The sequence below is a fragment of the Shinella sp. WSD5-1 genome, from assembly GCF_963942435.1.
In the GTDB taxonomy this organism is placed as follows: domain Bacteria; phylum Pseudomonadota; class Alphaproteobacteria; order Rhizobiales; family Rhizobiaceae; genus Shinella; species Shinella yambaruensis.
The window spans coordinates 1,062,017-1,084,296 of the sequence record NZ_OZ012596.1 but is presented as its reverse complement, the minus strand read 5'-3'; the positions used below and the strand labels follow the sequence as shown (position 1 = coordinate 1,084,296).

20 protein-coding genes and 1 pseudogene are annotated in these 22,280 nt (G+C 66.6%); 12 read left to right on the top strand and 9 right to left on the bottom strand.

Annotated features, from left to right (window positions below):
* Positions 1 to 143 precede the first annotated feature (143 nt).
* Positions 144 to 965 (top strand): hypothetical protein, encoded by an 822-nt coding sequence (locus AABQ55_RS05125; RefSeq protein WP_272804318.1) that lies wholly within the window; start codon positions 144 to 146, stop codon positions 963 to 965.
* A 50-nt stretch (positions 966 to 1,015) separates the two neighbouring features.
* Here AABQ55_RS05125 and mscL read toward each other — a convergent pair whose 3' ends face one another.
* Positions 1,016 to 1,456 (bottom strand): large conductance mechanosensitive channel protein MscL, encoded by a 441-nt coding sequence (mscL, locus tag AABQ55_RS05120; RefSeq protein ID WP_064332380.1) that lies wholly within the window; start codon positions 1,454 to 1,456, stop codon positions 1,016 to 1,018.
* Between the two features lie 185 nt (positions 1,457 to 1,641).
* Here mscL and AABQ55_RS05115 point away from each other — a divergent pair, with 185 nt between their 5' ends.
* Positions 1,642 to 5,142, top strand: coding sequence for a PAS domain-containing hybrid sensor histidine kinase/response regulator (locus AABQ55_RS05115; protein ID WP_272804317.1), 3,501 nt, complete (start codon positions 1,642 to 1,644; stop codon positions 5,140 to 5,142).
* Positions 5,143 to 5,145: 3 nt separating this feature from the next.
* On the opposite strand, the gene AABQ55_RS05110 is transcribed toward AABQ55_RS05115, so the two are convergent.
* On the bottom strand, positions 5,146 to 5,799 hold the full coding sequence (locus AABQ55_RS05110; protein ID WP_244767393.1) for a response regulator: 654 nt from the start codon (positions 5,797 to 5,799) through the stop codon (positions 5,146 to 5,148).
* 69 nt (positions 5,800 to 5,868) lie between these two features.
* On the bottom strand, positions 5,869 to 6,297 hold the full coding sequence (locus AABQ55_RS05105; RefSeq protein ID WP_272804316.1) for a hypothetical protein: 429 nt from the start codon (positions 6,295 to 6,297) through the stop codon (positions 5,869 to 5,871).
* Positions 6,298 to 6,406: 109 nt separating this feature from the next.
* Between AABQ55_RS05105 and AABQ55_RS05100 the strand changes: the two genes are divergently transcribed.
* The 4 genes and pseudogenes from AABQ55_RS05100 to AABQ55_RS05090 all read left to right on the top strand — a co-directional run bounded on the left by AABQ55_RS05100 (position 6,407) and on the right by AABQ55_RS05090 (position 8,337).
* Positions 6,407 to 6,754 (top strand): DUF952 domain-containing protein, encoded by a 348-nt coding sequence (locus AABQ55_RS05100; protein WP_272804315.1) that lies wholly within the window; start codon positions 6,407 to 6,409, stop codon positions 6,752 to 6,754.
* Positions 6,754 to 7,839, top strand: coding sequence for a quinone-dependent dihydroorotate dehydrogenase (locus tag AABQ55_RS05095; protein ID WP_272804314.1), 1,086 nt, complete (start codon positions 6,754 to 6,756; stop codon positions 7,837 to 7,839). Before AABQ55_RS05100 ends, AABQ55_RS05095 begins: the two co-directional genes overlap by 1 nt.
* A 138-nt stretch (positions 7,840 to 7,977) precedes the next feature.
* Positions 7,978 to 8,076: pseudogene (locus AABQ55_RS37730) on the top strand (DUF2934 domain-containing protein); the annotation flags it as partial.
* Between the two features lie 30 nt (positions 8,077 to 8,106).
* Positions 8,107 to 8,337 carry a hypothetical protein gene (locus AABQ55_RS05090; protein ID WP_272804313.1) on the top strand — a complete coding sequence of 77 codons (231 nt, stop codon included), beginning with the start codon at positions 8,107 to 8,109 and terminating at the stop codon, positions 8,335 to 8,337.
* A 99-nt stretch (positions 8,338 to 8,436) separates the two neighbouring features.
* On the opposite strand, the gene AABQ55_RS05085 is transcribed toward AABQ55_RS05090, so the two are convergent.
* Both AABQ55_RS05085 and AABQ55_RS05080 read right to left on the bottom strand, forming a co-directional pair.
* Positions 8,437 to 8,925 carry a CAP domain-containing protein gene (locus AABQ55_RS05085; protein WP_272804312.1) on the bottom strand — a complete coding sequence of 163 codons (489 nt, stop codon included), beginning with the start codon at positions 8,923 to 8,925 and terminating at the stop codon, positions 8,437 to 8,439.
* Positions 8,926 to 8,927: 2 nt separating this feature from the next.
* Entirely contained in the window at positions 8,928 to 9,194 is a 267-nt protein-coding gene (locus AABQ55_RS05080) for a DUF6460 domain-containing protein (protein ID WP_023512405.1), read from the bottom strand.
* Between the two features lie 144 nt (positions 9,195 to 9,338).
* Here AABQ55_RS05080 and AABQ55_RS05075 point away from each other — a divergent pair, with 144 nt between their 5' ends.
* The 4 genes from AABQ55_RS05075 to pdeM all read left to right on the top strand — a co-directional run bounded on the left by AABQ55_RS05075 (position 9,339) and on the right by pdeM (position 14,318).
* Positions 9,339 to 10,280, top strand: a complete 942-nt coding sequence (locus AABQ55_RS05075; RefSeq protein ID WP_272804311.1) for a methyltransferase domain-containing protein — start codon at positions 9,339 to 9,341, stop codon at positions 10,278 to 10,280.
* Between the two features lie 65 nt (positions 10,281 to 10,345).
* Complete coding sequence (locus tag AABQ55_RS05070) at positions 10,346 to 10,981, top strand: YitT family protein (RefSeq protein ID WP_244767386.1); 636 nt, start codon at positions 10,346 to 10,348, stop codon at positions 10,979 to 10,981.
* A 55-nt stretch (positions 10,982 to 11,036) separates the two neighbouring features.
* The gene (locus AABQ55_RS05065) at positions 11,037 to 13,562 is read left to right on the top strand and encodes a ligase-associated DNA damage response DEXH box helicase (RefSeq protein WP_272804310.1); all 2,526 of its coding nucleotides are present in this window, start codon (positions 11,037 to 11,039) and stop codon (positions 13,560 to 13,562) included.
* 30 nt (positions 13,563 to 13,592) lie between these two features.
* Positions 13,593 to 14,318 (top strand): ligase-associated DNA damage response endonuclease PdeM, encoded by a 726-nt coding sequence (pdeM, locus tag AABQ55_RS05060; protein WP_272804309.1) that lies wholly within the window; start codon positions 13,593 to 13,595, stop codon positions 14,316 to 14,318.
* Here pdeM and AABQ55_RS05055 read toward each other — a convergent pair.
* Positions 14,308 to 14,868 carry a dihydrofolate reductase family protein gene (locus AABQ55_RS05055; RefSeq protein WP_272804308.1) on the bottom strand — a complete coding sequence of 187 codons (561 nt, stop codon included), beginning with the start codon at positions 14,866 to 14,868 and terminating at the stop codon, positions 14,308 to 14,310. The two genes, pdeM and AABQ55_RS05055, sit on opposite strands and share 11 nt — an antisense overlap.
* A gap of 115 nt (positions 14,869 to 14,983) precedes the next feature.
* Between AABQ55_RS05055 and AABQ55_RS05050 the strand changes: the two genes are divergently transcribed.
* Positions 14,984 to 15,490 carry a winged helix-turn-helix transcriptional regulator gene (locus AABQ55_RS05050; protein WP_272804307.1) on the top strand — a complete coding sequence of 169 codons (507 nt, stop codon included), beginning with the start codon at positions 14,984 to 14,986 and terminating at the stop codon, positions 15,488 to 15,490.
* 76 nt (positions 15,491 to 15,566) lie between these two features.
* Positions 15,567 to 16,007, top strand: a complete 441-nt coding sequence (locus AABQ55_RS05045; RefSeq protein WP_244767382.1) for a universal stress protein — start codon at positions 15,567 to 15,569, stop codon at positions 16,005 to 16,007.
* A 3-nt stretch (positions 16,008 to 16,010) separates the two neighbouring features.
* On the opposite strand, the gene AABQ55_RS05040 is transcribed toward AABQ55_RS05045, so the two are convergent.
* The 3 genes from AABQ55_RS05040 to AABQ55_RS05030 all read right to left on the bottom strand — a co-directional run bounded on the left by AABQ55_RS05040 (position 16,011) and on the right by AABQ55_RS05030 (position 22,149).
* A complete protein-coding gene (locus tag AABQ55_RS05040) occupies positions 16,011 to 16,805 on the bottom strand; it encodes a TIGR02186 family protein (RefSeq protein ID WP_272804306.1) in 795 nt (264 codons plus the stop codon).
* The gene (locus AABQ55_RS05035; RefSeq protein WP_244767380.1) at positions 16,802 to 17,728 is read right to left on the bottom strand and encodes a sulfite exporter TauE/SafE family protein; all 927 of its coding nucleotides are present in this window, start codon (positions 17,726 to 17,728) and stop codon (positions 16,802 to 16,804) included. Before AABQ55_RS05035 ends, AABQ55_RS05040 begins: the two co-directional genes overlap by 4 nt.
* Before the next feature lie 512 nt (positions 17,729 to 18,240).
* The gene (locus AABQ55_RS05030; RefSeq protein ID WP_272804305.1) at positions 18,241 to 22,149 is read right to left on the bottom strand and encodes a peptidoglycan-binding protein; all 3,909 of its coding nucleotides are present in this window, start codon (positions 22,147 to 22,149) and stop codon (positions 18,241 to 18,243) included.
* Positions 22,150 to 22,280 lie beyond the last annotated feature (131 nt).

Here is a 22,280-nt window from a genome sequence, read left to right as displayed (position 1 = left end):
TCGTTTATTTGTCATGGATGGCGCTGCCGTCTGCCAGCCCTTGCGCCGACGGCCACGGGAACGGACTCGAATACAGGTTGGCGGACCAGCAGGCTTTTCCAGGACCAGTCTATCAAAGGGTGCCGCCCGGTGCGCGGCCTCCCGTGCCCTCGCTCATCCAGAAGGCGCTCGACTGGGTGCCGATGCGCGACTTCGCAGCGGCCCATGTCGGCTTTACCGGCCGGTTCAACCGCGCGACCCGGCGGCTCGACCGCGAGGGCGGCCCGGCCATCCTCGCCGCCCAGGGCCACTTCCATTTCGGCGAACAGCTGGTGATCCCCGTCGCCACCAAACGCCTGACGACCCGGCTGCGCGACAACATCTCCGATCGTGGCCAGCTTCGCTGGATCGGCACACATTTCCTCGACGGCAGCGACTGGAGCCGCGTCGTCGAACCGCTCGACAAATCCTCCTCCCATGCGGAGATCGTCGAACTCGTCGAAACGCGGCAGGATTTTCGCGCGGGGGCACGCTACCAGGCCTATGCCGAGCGCATCAGGGGCGGCGCGACGGTCAAGCGCAACCGCATCGCCCTCGACACGATCGACAAGCTCGACAATTTCTTCGAATACTATCTGGCGCTCATCGCCGACATCGAGAAGAACGGTATCGTGCCGCATTCCGATCTCGGCCTGCGCGGCCAGACCGGCCGGCGCCATCGCTGGACACGCACGCTCTGGCAGGACCTTGCCGAGCGCGACATCGGCGTGGCGATCGGCGCCGATGGCACCCTCATCCGCCATACCAACGGCAAGCACCGCATGGCGGCCGCGCTCACGCTCGGCATCGAGCGCATTCCCGTCGAAATCCGGCTCGTACATGCCGGCTGGCTCATGCGCCGGAGCGAGCGTCTCGGCCTCTCACCGGCCGATGCCCTCGTCGCCACGCTTGAGCAGGCCCGCGCGACGGGATGGCCCGCGGTATAAAAAGCCCGGCGAACCGGGCCTTTCACCTACAAAAACCAGCTTTGGATGCCTCAGGCGACCGGACGGCTCTTCAGGAGGTCGCGGATCTCGGTGAGAAGTAGCACGTCTTCCGGCGGCGGTGCGGGCTCGGCGGCACCGGCAGCCTTTTCCTTCTCCAGCGACGCGCGCATGCGGTTCACGCCCTTGATCATCAGGAAGATGATCCAGGCGAGGATGAGGAAGTTGATGAATACGGTGATGAAGCTGCCATAGGCGAAAACGGCGCCCTGCTCGCGGGCGGCGGCGAGCGACGAGGCCGTCACATTGCTCGACAGGGGCAGGAAGTAGTTGGAAAAGTCGAAACCGCCCCCGGTCAAGGCACCGACGATCGGCATGACGAGGTCATTGACGACGGATTCGACGATCTTGTTGAAGGCTGCACCGATGATGACACCCACGGCGAGGTCCATGACATTGCCGCGGGCGATAAACGCCTTGAACTCATTGAGCATGAGGGTCTCCTGTTGCTGCAAAGCCCGAGCAACCTAGATTAGTTTTCATGGAGATGGAACTGCGTTCCATCAATATCGACGGGGTTACACACCGCTCCTTTTCATCCTCGACCTTCGACGCAATTTCCTTCCCGTCCGCTTTGGCCTATTCTCGTTTGAAAGGCCGAAGGACTGCGGGAGGAAGCATGCCGGGCTCGCTGATATTCGCCTTGGCGCTCGCCTATCTGCTCCTGCTCTTCGCAGTCGCAAGTTACGGTGACCGGAAGGCAAAACGCACCGACCGCACATCGAAGGGCCGGCCGCTCGTCTATGCGCTGAGCCTTGCGATCTACTGCACCTCCTGGACCTATTTCGGCGGCGTGGGCCTCGCCACGACCAATGGCCTCGAATTTGCCGGCATCTATATCGGCCCGATCCTGATGTTCACGCTCGGCATGCCGCTCCTGCGCCGCATCGTGACGCTGGCCAAATCCGAGCGCCTCACCTCGATCGCCGACTTCGTCGCCGCGCGCTACGGCAAGAATCCCGGCGTTGCCGCCGTCGTCGCCCTCATCTCGCTGATCGGCTACATTCCCTATATCGCGCTCCAGCTGAAGGCGGTCTCGAGCTCCGTCTCGGCCATGGTCGATACCACCGGCTTCGGCATCGCCGCTTCCGGCGGCCTCATCGACCTGCCGCTGGTCGTCACGCTGTTCCTTGCCTGCTTTGCCATCGTCTTCGGCACGCGCCACACGGACGCCACCGAGCACCAGGACGGCCTCATCCTCGCCATCTCGATGGAATCGCTGGTCAAGCTCGTCGCCATCGCCTCCGTCGGCATCTACGTCATCTACTTCATGTTCGACGGGCTCGGCGACCTCTGGCAGCGCGCGGCGGAAAACGAACGCGTCATGCAAGCGCTGACCTACGAGACGCCGGTCGCGCGCTGGATCCTGCTCATCGTGCTCTCCGCCTTCGCCATCGTCATGCTGCCGCGCCAGTTCCACGTCACGGTCGTGGAGAACCGCACGGCCGGCGAGCTGCGCATGGCGGGCGTCCTCTTCCCGCTCTACCTCGTCGCCATCAACCTCTTCGTGCTGCCCGTCGCCATCGGCGGCGTGCTCACCTTCAACGGCCAGGGCGATGCCGACCTCTACGTGCTGACCCTGCCCTTCGCGCTCGACCAGCCCGTCCTGACGCTCATCGCCTTCATCGGCGGGTTCTCCGCCGCCACCGCCATGGTCATCGTCGCCTCGGTGGCGCTCTCCATCATGGTGTCGAACGACATCGTCATCCCGGTCGTGCTGCGGCGCAATCTCATCGGCGGCGTCGAGCAGCAGGACGACCTGTCGCGCATGCTGCTGCGCATCCGGCGGCTCGCTATCTTCTTCGTGCTGCTGCTCGGCTATGCCTATTACCGCGCCGCGACCGCCAATGCCGGCCTCGCCTCGATGGGCCTGCTCGCCTTCGCCGCGGCGGCGCAGGTCGCCCCGACGCTGCTCGGCGGCCTCTTCTGGCGCAATGCCAATGCCCGCGGCGCCATGGCCGGAATGATCTCCGGCCTCGTCGTCTGGGCCTACCTGCTCTTCCTGCCGAGTATCGGCGTCGCCGACAATGCCTATATCGCCGAAACCGTGCTCGGCTTCCTGTTCCCCGGTGCGACCATCTTCACTGGCGAGAACGCGGACCCGCTGGTCAACGCCACGCTGCTCGCCATGATGGTAAACATCGGCGCCTATGTCATCGGCTCGCTCACCCGCAACCCGACCTCGCTGGAACGGCTCCAGGCCGGCACCTTCATCCGTCCCAAGCCGCGTCTCGAACGGGCCTTCCGCGGCCGGCGCACCAAGGTGACGGTCAAGGATCTCAAGTCCACCATCGCAAAGTATCTCGGCGAGGAGCGCATGCAGCGCTCCTTCCATACCTATGAGCGGCAGGTCGGCCGCTGGCTGGAGGACAATTCGCCGGCCGATGCCGCCATCGTGCACTTTTCCGAACAGCTGCTCGGCAGCGCCATCGGCTCCTCCTCGGCCCGCCTCGTCCTGTCGCTCGTGCTCCAGCGCATCGACGACACGCCGACGGATACGGACTGGCTGCTCGACCAGGCCAGCGAGGCGCTGCAATACAACCAGGACATGCTGCAGACCGCGCTCGGCCAGATGGACCAGGGCATCGCCGTCTTCGACAGCGCCGGCAACCTCACCGTCTGGAACCGCCGTTTCCGCCAGTTGCTCGACCTGCCGGAATATGTCGGCCAGGTCGGCTTTCCGCTTTCCGACATCGTGGAAATCCTCGTCGAGCGCGGCGATATCGCGGAGGAGGACCGCGAGGCCGCGGTGACGCGCACCATGACCTTCGACGAACCCTTTGCGCTGGTGCTTTCCGGCGGCGAGCGCATCATCGAGGTGCGTACCAATGCCATGCCGGAAAAGGGCTTCGTCTCCACCTATACCGACATCACCGACCGCGTGGCGGCCGACCGGGCCCTCAAGCAGGTCAACGAGACGCTGGAACAGCGCGTCGCCCAGCGCACCGCCGAGCTCACCCGCGTCAACACGGAGCTGGCCGAAGCGCGCGCGGCCGCCGAGGAGGCGAATATCAGCAAGACGCGCTTCTTCGCGGCCGCCGGCCACGACATCCTCCAGCCGCTGAACGCCGCCCGCCTCTACTCCTCCTCCCTCGTCGAACGGCTCGGGGAGACGGAGAACCGCCAGATGATCCACAACATCGATTCCTCGCTGGAATCGGTGGAAGCCATTCTCGGCGCCGTGCTCGACATTTCCCGCCTCGACACCGGCGCGATGAAGCCGCGCGTGCAGACGGTGCCGCTGAAGGACCTCCTGAAGCGCATCGAGACCGATTTTGCGCCCATGGCGCGGGCGAAGAGCCTGAAGTTCACCGTGCTCCCCTCCTCGCTCGCCATCCGCACCGACCCAAACCTCCTGCGCCGCGTCGTGCAGAACCTCGTCTCGAACGCCATCAAGTACACCAATTCGGGAAAGGTCCTCGTCGGCGTCCGGCGCAAGGGCGGGCACGCCTATATCCAGGTGCTGGATTCCGGCATCGGCATTCCCGCCTCGAAATTCCGCACCGTGTTCAAGGAGTTCGCCCGCCTCGACGAGGGTGCGCGCACGGCGCCGGGCCTCGGGCTCGGCCTTTCCATCGTCGACCGCATCTCGCGCGTGCTGTCGCATCCGGTCGAGCTGCAATCGACGCAGGGGCGCGGCACCAGTTTCAAGGTGCGCGTGCCGATCGATGCCGTCGCAAGCCGCCACGTCGCCGACAAGCCCGCCGCGCTGCCGGCAAGCGACGAGCCGCTCAAGGGCCTGCGCGTCCTCTGCGTCGACAACGAGCCGAAGATCCTCGACGGCATGCGGCTGCTGCTCTCCGGCTGGGGCTGCGCGGTGACGCTCGCCGAATCGGTGGCCGCGGTCGAGGCGCTGGCCGCAGCCGGCACCCCCGCCTTCGATGCGGTCATCGCCGACTATCATCTCGACGACGGCACCGGCATTGCCGCGATCGGAAAGCTCCGGGCGGCGCTCGGCCGGCAAGTCCCGGCCCTGCTCGTCACCGCAGACCGCACGCCGGACGTGCGCGCCGAGGCCGAGCGCGACACTATCCTCGTGCAGAACAAGCCCGTCCGCCCCGCCTCCATGCGGGCCTGGCTGACGCAGCTTTCGACGACGCAGCGGGAAGCGGCGGAGTAGGTCTCAGGCGGCGGCCTGGGCGCTGCCGATCTTGCCGAGCTGGATGACCGCCTGGGTGCGGCTGTCGACGTTGAGCTTCAGGAGGATGGCAGAAACATGCGCCTTGATGGTCGCCTCGGAGACGCCGAGCTCATAGGCGATCTGCTTGTTGAGCAGGCCTTCGGCGAGCATGGCGAGCACGCGCGACTGCTGAGGCGTCAGCGTGCGCAGCCGCGCAATCAGGTCCGCCACCTCGCTGTCCTGCTCCGGCCCGCGCACATAGCCGCCGGGCGTATAGATATTGCCCTCCAGCACCGAGCCTATGCCCTCGCGGATATCCTCGATCGAGGCGGATTTGGAGATGAAGCCGGATGCGCCGAGATCGAGCGCCCGACGGATGGTAACCGGGTCGTCGCTCGCCGAGACGATGACGACGGGAAGGCTCTGGAATTCCGCTCTCAGCGAGATCAGGCCGGACAGGCCGCTGACGCCGGGCATGGCGAGGTCGAGCAGCATGAGGTCGGCGTTCGGATGGTCGGCGGCCGCCTTGCGCGCCGCCTCGAAATCGCCGGCCTCGACGATATCAGGATTGCCCGCCATTCCGGTCAGCGCCTGTTTCAACGCGCCGCGGAACAGCGGATGGTCGTCCGCGATGATGATCGTGAGTGCCGATGCCATGCGCTCCCTCCCCGGAGTAGACGGACCCGCGACGGACACAGCACGGCCTTGGCCGGCGAAGGATGTCCGTCAGGTCTTCTGCGGGATCGCGTCCTTCCCGGGGGCGGTTTCCTCCTCACCCTCCTCCAGGTTTTTCACGATGCCCATGAACCTTTGCATCATCTTTTCCATGATGGTCATGGTCCGGTCAATCTCTTCATCCGTGGGTAGCGACGGTTTTGCGGCCGTCTCGCCCGTCACGCCGCCTTTTTCCAGCGCCTCGACGCGCTTGGTGAGGAGGTCGAGCTCCTTTTCGAAGGCCGCGCGCTCGTCCGCCGCCATGCGGCAGACGATTTGGCCCTCCTGCTCCCGGCACAGCGAAACCTCACCCGTCGCGGTGTCGAGGCGGACAAAACCGCCGTCCGTCTTCTCCATGCGGTAGCGTCCCTCGCCCTCGGCCTGGGCGGAGCCCGCCACGAGGGCGGCGACGAAGATGAAAGGCAGAGCGTGAATTCGCATGCAAAATCCTCCAAGAGCCGGTTTGCGGGCCTGTCGCCGGTGGACATTCGCCGTTCTTTGCGGCAAGCGCTACCGTTGAAAAACAGCAGCCAGTGGAGGAACGGACGAGATGGCCAAAACAATCTACAAGATCGTTCCGGCAAGTCTGTGGCAGAAGGCGAAGGCGGCCGGGATTTTCGAGGGCGCCGCCATCGACCTCTCGGATGGTTTCATCCATTTCTCCACCGCCGCGCAGGCGAAGGAGACGGCCGCCCGCCATTTCGCCGGCCAGACCGACCTCCTCCTCGTCGCCGTCGATGGCGAGGCGCTCGGCGAAAGGCTGGTCTACGAACCCTCGCGCGGCGGCGACCTCTTCCCCCATCTCTATGCTGCCCTTCCGCTCTCCGCCGTGCTCTGGGAAAAGCCCCTGCCGCTCGGCCCGGACGGCGCCCACCAGTTTCCGGAGATGCCGCTCTGATGTCGCTCTTGTCCACCCTCGGCCGCAAGGGCCTCTTCCTCTTCGATCCCGAAACCGCGCATGGCCTGTCGATCGCCGCGCTGAAGGCCGGTCTCGTGCCCGCCTGCCCGGCCAAGGCCGATCCGCGCCTCGTGCAGACCGTCGCCGGCCTTGCCTTCCCCAACCCGCTCGGCATGGCCGCGGGCTACGACAAGAATGCCGAAGTGCCGGAGGCCCTCCTGCGCCTCGGCTTCGGCTTCACCGAGATCGGCACCGTCACCCCGCGCCCGCAGGAAGGCAATCCGAAGCCGCGCATCTTCCGCCTTGTGCAGGACGATGCCGTCATCAACCGCCTCGGCTTCAACAATGCCGGCCATGCGGCGGCGCTGGACCGCCTGAAGACCTGCCGGCGCGATGCGTTGACCGGCGTGAACATCGGCGCCAACAAGGACAGCGCCGACCGCATCGCCGACTATGTCGCCGGCATCCGCACCTTCTACGACGTGGCGCACTATTTCACCGCCAACATCTCCTCCCCCAACACGCCGGGCCTGCGCGACCTGCAGGCCAAGGAAAGCCTGCATGCCCTGCTGTCCGCCGTGCTCGCCGCACGCGCGGAGGAGGCGGCGAGACGCGGCCGCCATGTGCCGGTCTTCCTGAAGATCGCGCCGGACCTTACCGAGGAGGGCCTCGACGACATCGCCGAAGTGGCGCTCGCCCATCCGCTCGACGGCCTCATCGTCTCCAACACCACGCTGTCGCGCGAAGGCCTCGGCGACACGCGCCAGGCCGGCGAGGCGGGCGGGCTTTCCGGCAAGCCGCTCTTCGAGAAGTCGACCGTGGTGCTCGCCAAGATGCGCCGGCGTGTCGGCGAAAGCCTGCCGATCATCGGCGTCGGCGGCGTCTCCAGCGCCGAGACGGCAGCGGAGAAGATCCGCGCCGGCGCGAACCTCGTGCAGCTCTATTCCTGTATGGTCTATGCCGGCCCGACCCTGCCCGGCGAAATCGTGAAAGGCCTCTCGCGCATTTGTGATCGCGAGCAGATCGCCTCGATCTCCGCGCTTCGCGGCACGCGCACCGCCCATTGGGCCGATCGCGCCCTCTGACCGCCACACGGGAACCATAGTCCTCCTGAAGGGTTTCGTTCCTGCGGGTGGAGTGTTCGGCAAAAGCCGATTCGCATCGACGGTAGCCTGCACCGATCCCGCCCATAACGGCCAAAAAGGCCAGGAAGGGACGATATCATGGATGATCACAACGAACGGATCCGGCAAAGGGCCCATGAAATATGGGAAGAAGAAGGCCGCCCGGAAGGCCGCGAATATTCCCACTGGCTGCGCGCCAGGGCGGATGTGCGCGAGGAGGAAGGCGAAGTGTCGATCTTCGCAAGGAGCGGGCTCATTCTGCGCCCGGACATGCATCCAAGCGAGGAAATGGAACGAACCAGCAAATCTGACATCGCTCGCAACACGCTTCCGCCCGGCACCGTGCCCGAGAATCCGACAGCGGAAAATCCCGACCGCATTGCGCGCCTGACGCCGGCACGGCCCCGAAAGCCGCTTGATGCGCGCGATATCGACACGCAGCTCGACCAGCCCTTTTGAGGGGCCGAGCGTTCGGGTCGGGGATAATCCCCGGCCCGGTCCAAAAAACTACGGGCCGGCTAACTTCCGCAGGCGATCACCTCAAGGGGATCGGCACGCTCAGCTTGACAGGACCATCGCCCAATAGGGCCGGTTGCCGGACGCGGGATTGGAGACGACAGCGACGCCCAGGCCGCGGTAGCCCGTTCCGAGCATGTTTTCCAGGTGCTTCGGCGAGCGATACCAGGCATCGAAGGCTTCCGCCGCGCTGTCCTGCCCGGCCGCGATGTTTTCCGCTGCCGGCAGAGGCACCTCCATGCCCTTCATGCGCTTCAGGAAATTCGCGCTGAAGCCGATATTGTGCTCCATCCTGCCCGCGCTCGCCATGCGGCTTGCCTGGTCCATGGCCGCGCGCTGCGCCGCCTTGTCTAGGGAAAGCGGCGCAAGGCCGCGTTCGGTCCTGATCTTGTTGACGAAGGCGAGCGAGGCCGGCGTCTGGTCGCTGCCGGTGCCGGCCGACGGGGTCAGCACGCCGGTGGTGGAACAGCCCGCGGCGAGCACGGCGACGGACGCCGCGGAGGCGGCAAGAAAGGCACGACGGGACATCATGGTCAGCGACGGTAGCTCAGGACGCGGATGAGAATGAAGACGGGCACGACGATGACGGCGCCGAGCAGCAGGTAGTCGCCCAGACGGCCCAGCGTCTTGAAGCCGGTGTTCCAGAGATCGACGATGAAATCGCGCACGGCAAAGAGGATGTCGTCCGGATAGAGCCCGAAGATCGACATCAGGAAGCCCACGGCCACCGACAGGATCAAAAGCTTGATGATCACGCGGATCGGTGTATCGCCGAGGAACCCGTTCACGCCATTCGACATCGGTTGATTCTCCAAAAACTCGTGTCCGTCCCAGATAAGCCGTCACCGGTCCCGCCGCAAGCAAGGGGTCCTCGCGAGAATTCGCTTGCCTTTTGCCGCGGCCCTGCCATGTAGCGCCGTCCGTTTTTCCGTTTTCGAGCCCCTATGACGAGCCCGCACTTCTCCTCCGGCGATCTCATCGCCGACCGCCGCGCCGATTATGCCCGCATGTTCGCGGAATCGGGCGAATTCGCGGAGGCTGCGGAACTCATGGAACAGGCGCTCGAACAGGTGCCCTCCTGGGCCGCCGGCTGGTTCCGGCTCGCCGAATATGCGGAGAAATCGGGCCGGAAGGAGGCAGCGACGGCCGCCCTTCAGAAGGTCGTCGCCCTCGACCCGGCCGATATCTTCGGTGCCGGCCTGAAACTGGCCGTGCTGGGCGCCGCCGAAACGCCCGCCGCGCCCTCGACAGCCTATGTCGAGCGGCTCTTCGACGACTATGCCGACCGCTTCGACACCGCCCTCGTGCAACGGCTCGACTATACCGTGCCGCAGACGCTCGCCCGGCTGGTGCGCCGGCATGCGGGCGAGGATGCGCATTTCGGCCTCGTCTCGGATATCGGCTGCGGCACCGGCCTCTTCGGTGTGGAACTGCGCGCCAGCGCCAGGCGGCTCGAGGGTTTCGACCTTTCCGCCGGCATGCTGGCCAAGGCGGAGGAGAAAGGGGTCTACGACCATCTCGCGCAGGCCGACCTGTCGTTGCCGGCCGCAGAGAGCGGGCTTTTCGCTGCTGCGCCGGAGGAACGGGCCGACCTCGTCGGCGCTGCCGACGTGCTGATGTATCTCGGCGACCTCGCCGAGGTCTTCCCGAGCGCCGCGCGCCTCTTGAAGGCCGGCGGCGTCTTCGCCTTTTCCGTCGAGGACGGCGGGACGGGTGATGCACCGCTGCTGCGCCCGTCGCTGCGCTATGCCCATCCGGAACGCTTCATCCGCCAAAGGGCCGAAGAAAGTGGCCTTGCCATCCTCGCCGTCGAGAAAAGCGTGATCCGGCAGGATGCCGGCCAGCCGGTGCACGGGCTGCTCTTCCTCGCAAGGCGCGAAGCCTAGCCGAAGGCAACGCTTGCGCCGGCCATTGCGCCCTATACAACAGCAAGAACCATCGGAGATCTGGCATGGACGGCGACAAGCGGCGCTTCGGCTTCTGGAATCCCACTCCCACCCGCCATACGCCGCTGGAAGACGCACAGGGCCTGTTCGCCAGCAGCATGATCGCCGCGCTCGGCCTTGCCCTGATGGGCAGCGCCGGGCTGGTGGCGAGCGGCACCGCCGGCGTCGCCTTCGTGCTGCACTACCTGACCGGCGTGAGCTTCGGCGTCTACTACACCGTCGTGAACATCCCCTTCTATATCCTGGCGCTGAAGCGCCTCGGCTGGGCGTTCACGATCAAGACCGTGCTCGCCGTGACGATGACCTCGCTGATCACCGAGCTTCAGCCGCATTTCGTGACGATCGAGAGCATCGACCCGATGTGGACGGCGGTGCTGGCGGGTATCCTGCTCGGCTTCGGCCTGCTCGGCCTCTACCGCCACCGCGCCAGCCTCGGCGGCATCGGCGTGCTCGCGGTCTACATGCAGGAGCGTTTCGGCATCCGCGCCGGCCTCGTGCAGCTCGCCTTCGACGTCGTCGTGCTCATCGCCGCCTTCTCGGTGGCTGCGCCCTTCATCGTGCTCTGCTCGGTGGTCGGCGCGCTCGTGCTCAACCTCTTCCTGACGGTCAACCACCGCGCCGACCGCTACATCGCCATGTGAGGCTATTTTTCGGCGGGCCGCTTCACATTCGTCCGGCGCTCACTAGCTTAGGCCGGTGAGCACCGTCGATTCCACCACCGGCCCCAGCCTCCTGCCCGCCGCCTTCACCGCCTGGTTCTCGGCCAGGGGATGGCAGCCGCGTGCGCACCAGATGGAGCTCCTTGCGCGGGCGACCGCGGGCGAAAGCCTGCTGCTCATCGCGCCCACCGGCGCCGGCAAGACGCTCGCCGGCTTCCTGCCGGCCCTTACCGACCTTGCTCGCCGCGGCAGGATCCCGCCCGGCAGCGCCTTCACCGGCATCCACACGCTCTACATCTCGCCGCTGAAGGCGCTGGCCGTCGATATCGAGCGCAACCTGACGAAGCCCGTCGAGGAGATGGGCCTGCCCATCACCGTCGAGACGCGCACCGGCGACACGCCGCAGGCCAAGCGCCAGCGCCAGCGCCTCAATCCGCCCGATATCCTGCTGACGACGCCCGAGCAGGTTGCCCTGCTCATCGCCAGCGGCGAGGCGCCGCGCTTCTTCAAGGACCTGAAATACGTGATCTTCGACGAGCTGCATTCGCTCGTCACCTCCAAGCGCGGCCATCTCCTGTCGCTGGGGCTCGCACGGTTGCGCCGCCTTGCGCCCGGCCTTCGCACCATCGGCCTTTCGGCCACCGTCGCCGAGCCGATGGACCTGCGCCGCTGGCTGGTCGCCCAAGAGCCCGGCGAGGCGCGGCATGCCGGCCTCGTCACCGCACCGGGCGGGGCGCGGCCGATCATCACCATCCTCAAGAGCAAGGAGCGCGTGCCCTGGTCCGGCCATTCGGCGAAATACGCCATGCCCGAGGTCTACGAGGCGATCCGCGATCACAGGACCTCCCTGCTCTTCGTCAACACGCGCAGCCAGGCGGAAATCCTCTTCCAGGAGCTCTGGAACATCAACGAGGACACGCTGCCGATCGCCCTACACCACGGCTCGCTCGATGTCGGCCAGCGCCGCAAGGTGGAGGCCGCCATGGCGGAAAACCGCCTGCGCGCCGTCGTCGCCACCTCGACGCTCGATCTCGGCATCGACTGGGGCGACGTCGACCTCGTCATCCATGTCGGCGCGCCGAAGGGCGCCTCGCGGCTTGCCCAGCGCATCGGCCGCGCCAACCACCGCATGGACGAGCCGAGCCGGGCGATCCTGGTGCCCGCCAACCGCTTCGAGGTGATGGAGTGCCAGGCGGCGCTGGACGCCAACTATCTCGGCGCGCAGGATACGCCGCCGGTGGGCGACGGCGCGCTCGATGTGCTCGCCCAGCATGTCCTCGGCATGGCCTGCGCGGCACCCTTCGACGAGGATGCGCTGTTTGCCGAGATCACCGCCGCCGCGCCCTATACCGGTCTGCCACGGGAAAAATTCGGCCGTATCGTGCAGTTCGTCGCGACCGGCGGCTATGCGCTGAAGACCTACGAGCGCTATGCCCGCATCCGCAAGACGCAGGATGGGCTGTGGCGTGTTTCCAATCCGCAGGTCGCCCAGCAATACCGCCTCAACCTCGGCACGATCGTCGAGATGCCGATGCTGAACGTGCGCATGGTCAAGCGCGGCGCCAAGGGTGCGATCGGCCGGGGTGGCGCCTCGCTCGGCAAGGTGGAGGAATATTTCCTCGAAATGCTGGCGCCCGGCGATACCTTCCTCTTCTCCGGCAAGGTGCTGCGCTTCGAGGGCATCCGCGAGAACGAATGTCTCGTCTCCCAGGCCTTCTCGCTCGATCCGAAGGTGCCGGCCTATGCCGGCGGCAAGTTCCCGCTCTCGACCTATCTCGCCGACCAGGTGCGCGGCATGCTGGACGATCCCCACCGCTGGGGCGGGCTGCCCGAGCAGGTGCGCGACTGGCTGGCCCTGCAGCGGGACGTCTCCGCCCTGCCGAAGCGCGACGAACTGCTCATCGAGACCTTTCCGCGCGGCAGCCGGCACTACATGGTCGCCTATCCGTTCGAGGGGCGGCTGGCGCACCAGACGCTCGGCATGCTGCTGACGCGCCGGCTGGAGCGCGCCGGCCGCCGGCCGCTCGGCTTCGTCGCCACGGACTATTCCCTTGCCGTCTGGGCGCTCGACGATCTCGGCTACAGTTTTGCGGTGGAGCGCCCGTCACTCGCAAACCTCTTCGACGAGGACATGCTGGGCGACGACCTGGAAGCCTGGCTCGACGAAAGCTTCATGCTGAAGCGCACCTTCCGCAATTGCGCCGTGATTGCCGGGCTTATCGAGCAACGCCATCCGGGCAAGGAAAAGACCGGGCGGCAGGTCACCGTTTCCGCCGACCTCATCTACGACGTGCTGCGAAGCCACGAGCCGGACCACATCCTGCTGGAAGCCACGCGCAACGATGCGGCGGCGGGGCTTTTGGATATTCAGCGATTGGGCGATATGCTGGCGCGAATCAAGGGCCACATCACCCACCGGCGGCTGACCCGCATATCGCCGCTCGCCGTGCCGATCATGCTGGAAATCGGCAAGGAGCCGGTGGCGGGCGAGGCACAGGATTCTCTGCTGGCGGAAGCGGCGGAGGACCTGATCGCCGAGGCGATGGGCGAGGCGGCCATCTGAAGGGCCATCTGAAGGGATTGAACGACAGGCATGCAGAGGCTCGCGCTGGCATCGGCGAAGATCGAGGATTTCAGCGCCGTTTCGGCCCGCACCGTTGTGGCGGGCGTGGAAGTGGTGTGCGATCCGCTCGGCGCGCTCTACCTCCCGGAAACCCGCCTTCTCGTCGTCTCGGACCTGCATCTGGAAAAGGGCGCGGCCTTCGCGCGGCGCGGCATGATGCTGCCGCCCTACGACACGCTCGCCACGCTCAAGGTGCTCGAAGCCGTCATCGCCCGGCACGATCCGGCGATCGTCGTCAGCCTCGGCGACAATTTCCACGACCGCGTCGGCTCGGCCCACCTTCCGGACATTTTTCGCACGAAGATCACGGAGCTGGCGCGCGGGCGCGACTGGATCTGGATCAACGGCAACCACGATCCCGACGGGACGGTCGACCTGCCCGGCCAGTCGGCGGACGAGCTGCACTATGCGGGCCTCGCCTTCCGGCACGAGCCGTCGCTGATTTCCCCGGCCGGCGAGATCGCCGGGCACCTTCATCCGGCCGCCACCGTCATCCGCCGGGAGAAGGCCGTGCGCCGACCGTGTTTCGCGACCGACGGGCGGCGCCTCCTGATGCCCGCCTTCGGCCTGATGACGGGCGGCCTGGATCTGCGCCACAGGGCGATGACCGGCCTTTTCGAGCGGCCAAGCCTCGTCGCGCACATGCTCGGCCGCGACCGCATCTATTCGGTGCGCTTCGCCAACCTTATCGGCTGACGACCTCCGGCGCATAACGCACCAGCACCGTGCCGTTTTCGAGCGGCCTTGCCTCGATCAGCGTGAAGTCACGCCGCGCGCCCTCCTTGAAGAAGGGCGTGCCCTTGCCGAGCTGCACCGGCACCACCGCCAGCATCACCTCGTCGACAAGCCCGGCCTCCAGCAGCGAATCCGTGAGGTCGGCGCTGCCGAAGACGTAGATCGTCTTGTCGAGCGTCGCCTTGCGCGTCGAAAGCGCCGCGACGATGTCGGCGGTCACCTCGGTGTTGTTCCAGTCGGAGGTGGTGATGGTGCGCGAGGCGACGAGCTTCGGCAGGGCGTTCATGAAGGCCTTCACGGCCCCCTCGTCCTCGGTCGTCGTCCAATAGGCCTTCATGCCCTCATATGTCACGCGGCCGAAGACCAGAAGACTCGCCGACGTACCGAAATCGGTGCTGAGCTTCTCCAGCTCCGGACCCCAGGCCCGGTTGTGGAAGTCGTGATCCCATTTCTTCTCGCCCTCGAAGAAGCCGTCGAGCGTCACGAGGTTCCAGATGATTACCCTTGCCATCGTCCTGTCCTCTCTTGCCGGCCGTCTGCCGCGCACCTTTAAACCAGTTGCGAACTGCAACTAGTTGATGGATAGCGAAACCGATTGTAATGTGCAAGCAGTTTTGGAGAATTCGATGAAAGACACCCACCGCTCCGGCTGCCCGATCAACTTGACGCTCGAAATCCTCGGCGACCGCTGGAGCCTGATCGTGCTGCGCGACATGATGTTCGGCAATCGCCGCCATTTCCGCGAACTCCTGACGAAATCGGAGGAAGGCATCGCCTCCAACATCCTGGCGGACCGGCTGCGCCGCCTCGTCGACGAGGGTCTTGTCAGCAAGGCGGACGATCCGAGCCACAAGCAGAAGGCGCTCTACAGCCTCACCGAAATGGGCATCGCACTGGTGCCGGTCTTCGCCATGATGGGGGCCTGGGGGCGGCGCTTCCTGCCGGTGACGGAGGACCTGTCGATCCGTGCGGAGCTGCTGGAAGAGGGCGGCCCGCCGCTGTGGGCGGCTTTCATGGACGAACTGCGGGCCATCCATCTCGGCGCGCCGCGCCCTGCCCGCTCGGTCTTCAACGAGCTGCAGGCCGCTTATCAGGCGGTCGTCGCCCGCCGCGCCGCCGCAGCCGATGCTTGACGAAAGCGTCGCGGTTGATTTCCATCAAGGCAGCACCGGACGCCGGTTCTAGTCTGGGCAAAAAGGAGGCTGCACCATGTACAAGCATATCCTCATCCCCACGGACGGGTCGGATCTTTCCAACGCCGCCATCGACCAGACGCTGCAGCTCGCCAGGACGCTCGGCGCGAGGGTGACGGCGCTGACGGTGGCCGAACCGCTGCATTTCCTGCCCGTGACCCCCGGCGCGACCGCCAGCCTCAGGACGGATTACGAAGCGCATGTGAAGGAGGACGGCATCCGCATCCTCGGCGCCGTCGAGGCGAAGGCGAACGCCGCAGGCGTGCCGGTCGAGACGCTGCAGGTGACGGCCGGCGACGCCTGGCAGGCGATCGTCGACACCGCCAAGGCAAAGGGCTGCGATTTGATCGCCATGGCCTCGCACGGCCGGCGCGGCGTCAGCGCCTTCCTGATGGGCAGCGTCACGACGAAGGTGCTCAGCCACGCCAAGGTGCCCGTCCTCGTCTACCGCTCCTGACGCTCAGTCCTTGCGGAAGACGATGCTGGCCAGCCATCCGGTGAGGACGGCGAGGAGGACGGAGAAGGCGCCGTAGGCGAGCGCGTTGTTGTAGGCGGCATTGGAGATCATCTGCTCGATGCCGGTCTTCATCACGCGCAGCGGCAGCGCCTTCTCGGCAATGAAGACACCATCGCGGAAGAGGTGCGCGCGCACGACATGGGTGCCGTTCGGCACGCTTGCCGGCAGTTTCACCGTCGCCTTGAACAGGCTCGCGCTGATGAACTGCACGCCGCCCGGATCACGCTGGTAGAAGCCGCCGCTCTCCTTGAGGCGCCGGAAGGCCTCGCGGAACTCCGTGATGGTGCTGCCGTCGCCGACATAACCGATCGGCGAAAGGCGGATATGCTGGATGCCGACGCCGACGCCGTTGAGCACCGGCGGTTCGGCGATCGTTTCGACATCCCGCGTGCTCGACAGCGAATAGGATTCCGGCACGAGCTCGAAGGTCATCGAGCGGCGGTTGATCCAGATGCCGAAGACGCGCTCCTTCACGCGCACCGTGTTGTTGTCCTTCGGACCCTCCAGCGCCACGACGATATCGTATTTGCGCTGGGCGAGCAGGGACGGATCATAGCCTTCGATGGCGCCGAAGATCGTCAGGTCCGCGCCGCGGAAATCCGAGGAGATCGCAATCTCGTCCGTCGAGATGCCGATCTCGAGCTTTTCCGGGAACTCGACCGGCTTGTCCTCCAGCACCTGCGCGGCAGCGGGAAAAGCAAGACCCAGGGTAAGAAGGAGCGCGACGACGGCTCTCATCGATAGACCCCCTCGCTGACGACGGAATAGACATCGGCCGGCGTGACGACGAGATCGACGGCAAGGCGGGCACCGACGGCAAGGACGAGCAGCGCCAGCAGCGCACGCAACTGTTCGCCGCGCAGCTTCTGGCCGACGCGCACGCCGTACTGCGCGCCGATGACGCCCGCCACCATCAGGATGAAGGCGAGCACGATATCGACCGAATAGTTGGTCGTCGCCTGCATCATCGTCGTATAGGCGGTGACGAAGATGATCTGGAACAGCGAGGTGCCGACGACGACATTGGTCGGGATGCGCAGGAGATAGATCATGGCCGGCACCATGATGAAGCCGCCGCCGACGCCCATGATGGAGGTGAGAATGCCGATGCCGAAACCGAGGCCGATGACCGGGATGACGGAGAGGTAGATCTTCGACTTCTTGAAACGCATCTTCAGCGGCAGGCGGTGCACCCAGCTGTGCTGGCCGGGCCGGCGCAGCGAGACGGGCTGGTTGTTCGCCGCGCGGCGCAGCGCCCGGATGCTCTCGAGCAGCATCAAGATGCCGACGGTGCCGAGCAGCACGACATAGAGCAGCGAGATGACGAGATCGAGCTGGCCGACGCTGCGCAGGAGCGAGAAGATCCAGATACCGACGGTGGCGCCCGCAAGGCCGCCGAAGAGCAGCACCGTGCCGAGCTTCACATCCAGCGTTCCACGCCGGAAATGCGAAAGCGCGCCCGATATCGAGGAGGCGACGACCTGGTTGGCACCCGTCGCGACGGCGACGATCGGCGGGATGTTGTAGAAAATGAGGAGCGGTGTGATGAGGAAGCCGCCGCCGACCCCGAACATGCCGGAAAGGAAGCCGACGGCCGCGCCCATGCCGAGAATGATGAAGATGTTCACCGAGAGCTCTGCAATGGGCAGATAGACAGTCACAACAATACCCCGATCGGCAAATTTCCGCTTGCGCGGGCTCAAGACATCCGGCGGCCGCTGACCGTTCCGCCTGCCGTCGCGGCTCTCCTTCGGCAGGCTGCGAATGCACGGAAGCGCCCCGCCGCGGGAGGGTTAGGCCCCTCCGGCAGCCGGTTGCGCCTTGCATCACGCAAGGATCGGGCACGGGCGCAGCCTTCCGGCGCGCGCCGCTCTTTTTCGCAGTTCCGGACGCAAGGCGCATTCTGCACGCTTGCGGGAACCGCTCTGCCGCCCTTTCAGGATGATAACGTTTCTCGAACACTTATCATCTTGGAGCGACATGAAAATTTCTACCGCATCATTCCTGAAATCGGGGCCGATTTAAGGATGAAATCGTGCGGCGAATACACAATGCCACAGCGTCCGTTGCACATCGTGAACGGTGTGCCGCACTGTGGTGAGCGTCATGCCCGCAGGGTGGGGACAAGTCAACCGGAGAAGCCGTTTTCAGGACCTCTCCGGCGGTCCGCCGATCAGCTCGGCTGCTTGTTGCGCTTCAGGAGCTCCGTCACCAGCGCATCGTCGATCTCGCCGGTTTCCTTCTGGCCGACGGACTTCTGGAAGGCCTTGATGGCGGCGACCGTCTTCTTGCCCATCGCGCCGTCCGGCGTGCCGGCATTGAAACCGTTGTTGTTGAGGATCGCCTGGATGTTGCGGATCGCCTTCTTCATGTCGACGCTGGCGGTCTTCGTCGGCTTGCCGACCCATTCATCGGGCAGGTCCGCCGAATTGGTCTTCTCGTCGAGCGGCTGCGGCTTCCACAGGTCCGCCTTCGCCTTGGCGCTGGAAAGCTGCTCCGGGCGCATGGCGTTGGCCACCTCGTCGCGCTTCTGCGCCGCATCGCCGTCGCCATCGCGGGCGGCGATGGCGAACCACTTGTAGGATTCCTCCAGGTCCTGCTTCACGCCGTTGCCGCGCGCATAGAGGATGGCGAGGTTGAACTGGCTGTCGCGCACGCCGAACTCGGAGGCCTTCTGGAACCACTTGGCCGCGCCGTCGAAATCCGGTTGCTCGGTGCCGACGCCCGTGGCGAGGAGAACGGCGAGATTGTGCATGGCGCTCGCATTGCCCTTGTTCGCCGCGACCTCGTAGAGCTCGCGGGCGCGCGGCAGGTCGCGCTCGACGCCCTGGCCCTTCTCGTAGAGGTTGGCGAGGCGGTATTCGGCGGGCGCGAAGCCGCGGGCGGCGGAAAGCTCGTACCAGCGGGCGGCCTCCGCGAGATCCATCGCAACGCCGCGGCCTTCCGTATAGCGTGCTCCGATCTCGAACAGCGCCAGCGGATCGCCGTCGGTCGCCGCCTTCGAGAGCGAGGCCGGGGTGATCGCTTCCGGAACGACGATCGCCGCCGTCTGCGTCTGGTCGACCGGCAGCGCTTCCTCGACGGCAGCGGTTTCCGGCGTCGTCACCGGCTCGAAGCCGGCCGTCGCTGCGCCGTCTGTCGTCTCGGCCGGCGCCGTCAGCGCCGCGCTGCCGGTGGCGGCGGTCTGGGTCGGCGTCGGCTCGGCGCCGGCATTCGTCTGCGTGTCGGCAAGGCCGCGCGTCGCCCCGCTCCCGGCATCATCACCGTCGCCGGCGACCGGATCCGTCAAGGTTTCCTCGTCGGCGGCCGGCATGGCGGCGGTGTTGGCGGTCGCGGTGTCGCCCGCGCCCGCCGTGGTCTCGACCGGTGCCGTCTCGTTCGTCGTGATGGCGGTCTGCTCGACGACGGCCGGCGCCTCGTCACCCGCCACCAGCGTGTTGACCAGCGGATAGGACATGATCGCCAGCAGCACGGCGCCGACGGCAAGCAGGATCGGCCGGCGATGGCGCGACAGCGCCGATGCCGGCTTCTCGCCCTTCGCCAGCTTTTCCGTCTTCCTGGCGGGAGCGACACGGGAGATCGTATCGGTCTCCTCGGCGGCAAGCTTGGCGGCGCGGCGGGCGGCGGCGATGAAATCCGCCTTCTCGCCTTCGCTGCCGGCCGCCGGGCGGCTTCCCGAAGCCTGGCCGGCCCGCACGCGCTCGAGGATGCGGCGGACATCCGGCACGCCGGAGCCGGGCTCCAGCAGCTGGTTCGCCTCTTCCGGCGCCAGCTCGTCCGTGGGGTCGAGCGAGGGCGTCGGGTCGATCTGCTGGCGTTCGGCCTGCGGTGCGGCCTCCTTGCGGCCGGGGGCGAAGCGGCGCTTCAGGCCGGCAAGCAGGCCACCCTTGGCCTGGACCTCCGCCGGCTGGCCGGCAGCGAGCGCGGCGGGCTCGTCCGCAAGCGTCTCTTCCGGGGCGGGACGCTCGGGAACGGGAATGTTCTCGACCTCGATCTCGGCAAAGCGGCTTTCCTCCTGCGGCGCCTCGGCTTCGGCCTTGCGGGTCTCGCGGGCGCCGAAGCCGTCATCGTCAAAAGGGTAGTCGTTGCCGTAGATGCTGGAGACGGGAGCAGCGTGGCGCTCCACGTCCATGGCCGGCATCTCTGCGCGCGGCATGACAGCCTCGCGACGGCCGAAGGTCTCGTGCGGGGCGTCGAGCTGCTCGAGGCGGCCGGCGATCTGCACCAGCGTGTCGTGCAACGCATCGAAGGTGCGCGCGGTGCGCTCCTCGCTCGAGCGGGTCAGCTCCTCCAGAACGCGCAGGTCGTCGGCAAGGCCGGCGATCGCCTCCATGTCGGTGCTGGCAGCCGTGGCCGGACCGGCATGGCGGTAGGCTTCCATCACGGCTTCCGCCGCCTGGCGGGCGGCCTCGACGATATATTCGTCATTGGTCGCCATGTAGTCCTCGATCGTCGCAAGACGGTTCTCGAACTCGGCGGGCACGGGCGCCGCGGCGGATGGCGTGCTGATCAGCGTGGAGAGATGCGCGATCTGCGCCTCGAGGCCCCGCAGGGCCTCATGGTCGCCCGCCGGGGCGACGCGGGTCGCATCGAGCCGGTCGGCAATCGCCGAAAGGCGGCCCTCGATATGGGCGAAACGGTCTTCCTGGAAGGGGCTGCCGGTCGGCACGTCGAGGCTGTCGATGCGGCGGGCAAGCGCGTCCAGCCGCTCGGCGAGCTGGTCGTTGACGCTGCCCTGGTCGAGCGCGTCGATCTTGCGGGAAATGTCGGAGAGATAGTAGGCGAGCTCGTCGCTGCCCTGGGCGGGCGCGGCCTGCTGGCTTTGCTCCAGCATCTGCGAGAGCTGCTCGATCCGCTCCTCGAGGCGCAGCGCCGTGCGCTCGTTCGACAGGTCCTCGATGCGGTTCGCCAGCGCCTCGATGCGCAAGGCAAGGCCCTGGTCCGGCACGGGCTCCGGACGGTGGGCGATGAGATCGAGCTGGCCGGCGAGATCGGCGATGCGGCCTTCGAGGCGCTGCATCATGCCGTTGTCGGCCATGGACGACTGCTGCATGCGGCCGGCCGCGGCGATCGCCCGGCTGATTTCGTCGAGACGGGCATCCAGCCCCTCGAACTGCGAGGTGACGGCGGAAACGAACCGGCCGTCATCCGGCTGCGCCTGGCGGGCCAGCATGTCGATGGCGCGGGCGATGGTCTCGATCTTGCCTTCGAGCGCGTGGATGGCCGGCGTGGCGCTTATGGCGCCGATCTGGCTCTTCAGCTCGTCCAGCCGGTAGGCAAGCGCCACCAGCTCGTCGTCGCGCGTCTGGTCGAAGATCGAGAGTTTCTTCTCGACGCCGTTCCAGCGATCCTCCATGCGGCGCACGGAATCCTCGCGGGCGAGCCCGTCGAGCACCGAACGCAGTTCGTCGAATTCGACGCGCAGGCCTTCCGTCTGGCCGACCGCCTGACCCGACTGGCGACCGAGCTGGTTGATGCCGGTGGAAAGCCGCAGCAGCTCCTCGCGCAGGTCGTCATTGTTGTCGCGGCCTTCGGCCATCTGGCGGATGCCGCGGATCTCCGAGCGCAGCAACTGCATCTCGCGCTCCAGCCCGTCGGCGATGTCCTTCTTCAGGTCCTGGCGCAGCGAAACGAGCGCCTTGGCGATATCCTCGACGGAATTGTCCGCACGGGCGGGCGCGGCCTGCTGATGGCCATAGGCCGGATGCGCCTGCTGGCCGCCATAAGCGGCACTTGTCTGCTGGCCGCCATAGGCAGCATGGGCCTGCTGGGCGGCGGCATGGTGATCGGCCGAAAGCGGGCGGCGCTCCAGACGCTGGGCGACGCGTTCGCGGCCCCCGTCGATCGCGCGCTGGCGCTGCACGATTTCGGAAACCGGGTCGTCGCGCAACGGGATCGCGCGCGCCGAATCGTAACGGGGCTGTTCGCCGCGGGGTGCGAAGCGCTCCTCGCCGCGACCGCGCGCCTCCCGGCCCCCCGCCATCAGGCCCTCGATGCGGGCTTCCAGCCCCTCGATGGTGCGATTGAGCGCGTCGAGCGAGGATCTTTCGCCGTGACGTTGCGGGTTTCGCGATCCGTTCATCTTTCGCCTCGCTTTGGCGGCCATCCGGCCTGCCGGGAGATACTTTTGAAAGCACTGCCGCCCGGCTGCGCCTTTTCTTCCATATCGGCGGATCCCCGCCGTCAAACACTGCATGCGCAATGGGAAACAGT

Coding starts and splice junctions, on each gene's coding strand:
- AABQ55_RS05095 (WP_272804314.1), top strand. CDS start 6,754: ATGTCGCTCTTGTCCACCCTCGGCCGCAAGGGCCTCTTCCTCTTCGAT.
- AABQ55_RS05070 (WP_244767386.1), top strand. CDS start 10,346: ATGGACGGCGACAAGCGGCGCTTCGGCTTCTGGAATCCCACTCCCACC.
- AABQ55_RS05105 (WP_272804316.1), bottom strand. CDS start 6,297: ATGCGAATTCACGCTCTGCCTTTCATCTTCGTCGCCGCCCTCGTGGCG.
- AABQ55_RS05085 (WP_272804312.1), bottom strand. CDS start 8,925: ATGATGTCCCGTCGTGCCTTTCTTGCCGCCTCCGCGGCGTCCGTCGCC.
- AABQ55_RS05080 (WP_023512405.1), bottom strand. CDS start 9,194: ATGTCGAATGGCGTGAACGGGTTCCTCGGCGATACACCGATCCGCGTG.
- AABQ55_RS05115 (WP_272804317.1), top strand. CDS start 1,642: ATGCCGGGCTCGCTGATATTCGCCTTGGCGCTCGCCTATCTGCTCCTG.
- AABQ55_RS05040 (WP_272804306.1), bottom strand. CDS start 16,805: ATGAGAGCCGTCGTCGCGCTCCTTCTTACCCTGGGTCTTGCTTTTCCC.
- mscL (WP_064332380.1), bottom strand. CDS start 1,456: ATGCTCAATGAGTTCAAGGCGTTTATCGCCCGCGGCAATGTCATGGAC.
- pdeM (WP_272804309.1), top strand. CDS start 13,593: ATGCAGAGGCTCGCGCTGGCATCGGCGAAGATCGAGGATTTCAGCGCC.
- AABQ55_RS05055 (WP_272804308.1), bottom strand. CDS start 14,868: ATGGCAAGGGTAATCATCTGGAACCTCGTGACGCTCGACGGCTTCTTC.
- AABQ55_RS05100 (WP_272804315.1), top strand. CDS start 6,407: ATGGCCAAAACAATCTACAAGATCGTTCCGGCAAGTCTGTGGCAGAAG.
- AABQ55_RS05045 (WP_244767382.1), top strand. CDS start 15,567: ATGTACAAGCATATCCTCATCCCCACGGACGGGTCGGATCTTTCCAAC.
- AABQ55_RS05075 (WP_272804311.1), top strand. CDS start 9,339: ATGACGAGCCCGCACTTCTCCTCCGGCGATCTCATCGCCGACCGCCGC.
- AABQ55_RS05050 (WP_272804307.1), top strand. CDS start 14,984: ATGAAAGACACCCACCGCTCCGGCTGCCCGATCAACTTGACGCTCGAA.
- AABQ55_RS05110 (WP_244767393.1), bottom strand. CDS start 5,799: ATGGCATCGGCACTCACGATCATCATCGCGGACGACCATCCGCTGTTC.
- AABQ55_RS05030 (WP_272804305.1), bottom strand. CDS start 22,149: ATGAACGGATCGCGAAACCCGCAACGTCACGGCGAAAGATCCTCGCTC.